We start from the raw sequence: 4,776 nt of genomic DNA on the forward strand, positions 1-4,776 counted from the left end.
GGCCAATGGCAAAAAGATCAAAAAAAATATCGATCTGACAGCAGCAAATGTAATGCAAATTTTAGTTCATGCTGGTCCTTATCCACCTCACTTAAAGCCATACATTAAGAACAGGATAACAAATGCAGAGCTCAACTAAAAACCCATAAATAGGATCCGAGAAGCTGCCACTGATGCATTCAAAGTCGTTGAGCATTTTGCAAAAAGTCAACTTGATCCCAAATATATAACTGATTAGTTTTTGTTAGTTCGCATCAAGAATCTTCATCTTCTTCTGATCAAATTCTTCTTGGGTGATTGCGCCTTGATTTAAGAGGGCAAAATACTTTGCTAACTCGTCAGCACCACTGTCTTGAGAAACCTCAGCGACAGTGCCAGTGTAAGTTTTCTGAATAATATTACATATTAGAGCATGAAATTTTTTAATTCCCCCTGCTGTTGCCACAAACCGATTCTGAGCTTTGTCGTAAATAATTCCTTCTTTTAGAAAAGAAAGTTTAACTAATGGGGAAGTAGGATGGTTCAGACGTATCTCAAGATTTAAAGAAACTAGGCTATTTGATACCTTTGAATCCTTACCTACTTGACGCACTTCTGTATTATACCTATCCGAAATTTCACAACCTAAAATATCATGAGCTGAAATTCGTACTCCGGGCTTGCTAGCTTTTACGTCCCCAAACACAAGATCATTGTTTTCCAATATAGCCATATAATTGCGGCGATCATTTTCGATATAAAAATCTGAAATAGCACCATGAGCGTCCTCAATGCGCATCTTCAAATAAGGCAACCCATCCATAAATTTCTTCTTAGAAAAATATTTCACCCCTAAGTATGCAACACTACCACCAATAACCACTGTATATGCTACTGTTTCAATAAAACCGCTAGCCATATTCTTTCCCCTACTACCGTGAAATTCTTTATTGAATTGGAGTTAATAAAGTTGGTGTCCCAAAGCCGACCAAACTTGCAGCGCCATAATTAAAATAAGCTTCCCAAAAAGATTGAAGCTTTTGGATTTTTAAACCTGAACTATAATCCTTCTTTTGCTTATAGGCTGCGCCGATCACATAAACTTTAGTTTGGTCAAAGCTGTTGGACAAAGAAGCACCGCGTAGCTTCTCAAGCTCTTTTTCAGCATTTAAATCTCTAATCTGACCTGAAGCATAGAAAGTGGTCAGAGCAGAATGTTCCATCATATCGGATATGATTAACAAATAGCGTTCTTGAGATCGCGTCTCTGAATAATAAGTGCGAGAAAGACGATCAAGATTATACAGCAACTCAGTATGAGGTAGATTGCTATCTGCCCCCTTAAAGATGTTGATTAGTTCTTTGCCAATGGCTTTCTTGAGTGATTGCTGTTGCAATTGATAACAATGATCCAGCTTAGCTAATTGTTTCTTTGGGACATCAAAACGATCGTCATCAGATAACTTAGTATCTAACTGACCAATCAGGCCAACTTCAGTGTAATTCCCTTCAGCATTTGCAGAAAACGAAATTACTTTAACCTCATCCCCAGGGCGTAAGAATTTAAGGATGGTTTTATAGCTATGCTCTTGCAGTTGCTTTGGTAGCTTTACAGTTTGGTCTACCAAAACAATTAATTCCCGTTTTTGCTCTGGAATACTCACTTCATCCAAAGGGATAACCGAATAACAACTCTTCACCTCGGCGGCTTGTAGACTAGTAGCTACAGGCAGTACGAATAAAGCTGCTGTAATTATACTCTTACAATGTTCATTCCCAATACCTACCCTTGATCAGCCATAAGCTCTTTTCTTAAACGCTCACGCATCTCCTCTTCGGTTTCTGGCTTACGTTCCTGAGCTTCTTTCTCTGCCAAGATTTCTGCTCTTAAGCGTGCTTCCATCTCTTCAGCGGTTTCAGCAATAAGTTGAACAGGTTCTGGCTGAACTTTAGTAACCGGAGCAACAGGTTCTGCTATAGCTTCTTTCTTTTGCACCTGACGTTCTTTGATTTCATCAGATTTATTTTGCTTTTGATAATAAAATTCTTCGAAGGTTCTTTCGCCCGCACTTAAATGAGCAGCTCTATCCGCTTCATTGATACCTGTATTTTGAGTGTAATTTCTCAATGATGTCTGCAGGTTAGTTAAATGCTTCTGCGCAATCATGCTGATTGCATCTTTCTTACGCTCAAACCAAGCTTCATATTCAGTACGGCTCTTAAAACGTCCAACTAATTGATATGCTTGCTTAGACTCCTTACCTGCAAATCCATATCGCTGGCCAATACCAATCCCCATAATCTGGATCAGAATAAATAGGAAAGCCAAAATAGAGAATGTTGTGAAGTTTGCAGTATCTTCAGAATTGCTCGCTTCTTCTTCAGCTTTTTGATCAGCTTCATTTTGAGGAGCTGTAATCTCAGATGGTAAATCTGACTCGCTAGAATCTTCTAATAGACTGAGAGAGAATTCTGTTGTGCCACTGTCTTCCATAAGTGTCTCTGCAACTCGTTCCTGCTTATATGTCTCATAACGAACAACAGTTGCCCCAACAGCAATACTGACGATCGCTACGAATGCTAGAATGCTCCAAACGGGCATACCAGGTGTAACATTTGCGTTAGTATCTACACGGTTCACAATTTGAATATATTGCGGACAATCATCGTCTTCTTCATTGGTTTCCAAGGTAACGTGACCAATTGGTTTCAATGCAGGACGATCAGCAGATTGATCATGGTTCCACCAAGCACGTGCTTTTTTAATCAAACCACGTTTGTGCATTTCGGCTCCAGAACTATGAGTCAGCCAGACAAGAACAGCAGAAATCAAGAAAGAGATTCCAATCGCGCCTTTCACCTGCAAGTTCTCACTTGCACCTGGAAGTGTGTAACCAGAAAGAATATAAGCAAACCCCAAAGATTCCACGAAAACCAAACCAATGATAATCAGCATCATAAAGATGCTTAACTTCTTCCGGCCATTCTCGTGAACTTTGGACAAATAGGCTTTCGACTTGTCATACATCTCTGGATCAGCTGCAAAATCCTGAATATCCGCATAGAAATCTTCACAGAGAGTTTTTTCAGCTTGATACCAACCATTACCAGTCAAAGATGTGTTCTTAGCCAATCGTGCATTTTTGCCAATGGCAGGTAAGCTATAATACATGCTTTTATAGAATAGCTTCACATCATCCCACCAACGAATAATGATAATTGTAGTTGCCAGCAAAATCAGAATTGCTGAGATCGCATAACGATATGCAACCAAAAACGTCAAAATGTCATCCATGACGACCCCCTCAAGAATTTACTTAGCCATGACTGGCTTGATATCTGCCGAATATGTTTGTTGACGTGCCTGGAAATAAACTTTCCCGTAACTTGTTTCCCGTTTTCCATTTCTAGGAAAAACCAAGTCTGCACAAATAAAGTTAAACTTATTTTGTGGTAAGAAAACGCGATATAAAACCCCCTTCTCACCGACTACTGCAAAGGCATGAGCCTCCAGATCAAGATCGGGCTTTTTCCCCTGCCCTTGCTTATAATCTCTATATAAAAGGAAATGCGGCTTTTTCTGCAGTAAACCTTCATCTTCTAAAACGGCAACCTGCGTGATCGCTACTAAATTTCCATCCATGTCATTGTCATACCAAGACGTTCCATAAAGACCTGGCATGAAATCATCTGTATCTACATCTTCTTCAAAATCATACTGCTCTTTAAAGCCGGAGGCTTCAGATCGGTAATCACTAAACCCTGAAGCAATACATGCAATATTCATATTTTCTTCAGGTACAGAAGCTTGAGCCGATTTAAACAAGGAAATATTAAACAGACCTTTTCCTTCCAACTCTCCGACATGATCACTGATGGCCGCACTATCAGCTCTAACCCGCAGCCCTTTGAATTGGATTTGATTACGTTTAACAACTGTTTCCAATGGCGCTGCTTTAAAATCATGGCTTCTATCATCTTCCTGAGCCAAATGAGCAGCAATATCAGCGATAAAAGCAGAGCTTACTTGTTGAGTAATTTCAAATACCTCAACACGCCTATTTAAGGCACGATTGTCCGCAGTCTCATTACTGTATCTAGGAGATACTTCGCCTGCACCCAAAACCTGTAATCGATCTGATTTAAAGCCTTGTTGTTTTAAAACCTTACCTACTTCCATTGCACGAAGTTCAGATAAGATTTGGTTTTGTTTTGCTCCACCAGAAGCATCTGTATGCCCAACAACGAGCAAGAATTTTTCTTTACTTATAATCCCCGCTAATTTTTGTAGGTCATTTTTCAGTTTGGAAGAAAGTTCTTCTCGTCCTGGTACAAACAAATCTTGCCCTTCAACTACATATTTCCAAACAAGATGTTTTTGCTCTAAATCACCCACACTTATAGAAATTGGCTCAACAGTAACTGAATTCAGGTCCGCCTGATCAAATTGCCTCTTAACAGTAATACATGCTTGATCTAATTTCTTAATATTTGGTGATCTTAAAATACGTTTCAGATCTATACGAAACTTAGGATAGAGCCCAAGGCATTCTATCCGCCATCTATTATCAGGCGACTGCGTTTGTGCTGTAGGCTGATTTGAAGGCTCCGACTTGCCAGTCAAACAACCGGCCAAGATAAATCCTGTAAAGACAATGATTAAAAGTTTTTGAAAACGCATATTTTTTTCTGAAATGTACTTTTCGTTTAAAAACGGGAAGAATTGTTTCCAAACGTACTTTAACGTGCAACACAGTGCAACATATTGATGCGAACTTCTCAAATCTTCTCGACTAT

4 protein-coding genes are annotated in these 4,776 nt (G+C 39.4%); all 4 read right to left on the minus strand.

The window, feature by feature from the left end; all coding sequences use genetic code 11:
• Positions 1-244: 244 nt before the first annotated feature.
• Positions 245-898: an SHOCT domain-containing protein gene (locus E1160_RS03180; protein ID WP_218048678.1), complete on the minus strand. Its 654-nt coding sequence runs from the start codon at positions 896-898 to the stop codon at positions 245-247.
• Positions 899-926: 28 nt separating this feature from the next.
• Entirely contained in the window at positions 927-1,652 is a 726-nt protein-coding gene (locus E1160_RS03185; protein ID WP_155153550.1) for a hypothetical protein, read from the minus strand.
• 110 nt (positions 1,653-1,762) lie between these two features.
• Positions 1,763-3,274: a hypothetical protein gene (locus tag E1160_RS03190; protein WP_155153551.1), complete on the minus strand. Its 1,512-nt coding sequence runs from the start codon at positions 3,272-3,274 to the stop codon at positions 1,763-1,765.
• Between the two features lie 18 nt (positions 3,275-3,292).
• On the minus strand, positions 3,293-4,776 hold a 1,484-nt coding region (locus E1160_RS03195), incomplete at its 5' end, for an OmpA family protein (protein WP_218048679.1).

It is taken from the genome of Curvivirga aplysinae (assembly GCF_009711445.1).
Lineage (GTDB): Bacteria > Pseudomonadota > Alphaproteobacteria > UBA8366 > Aestuariispiraceae > Curvivirga > Curvivirga aplysinae.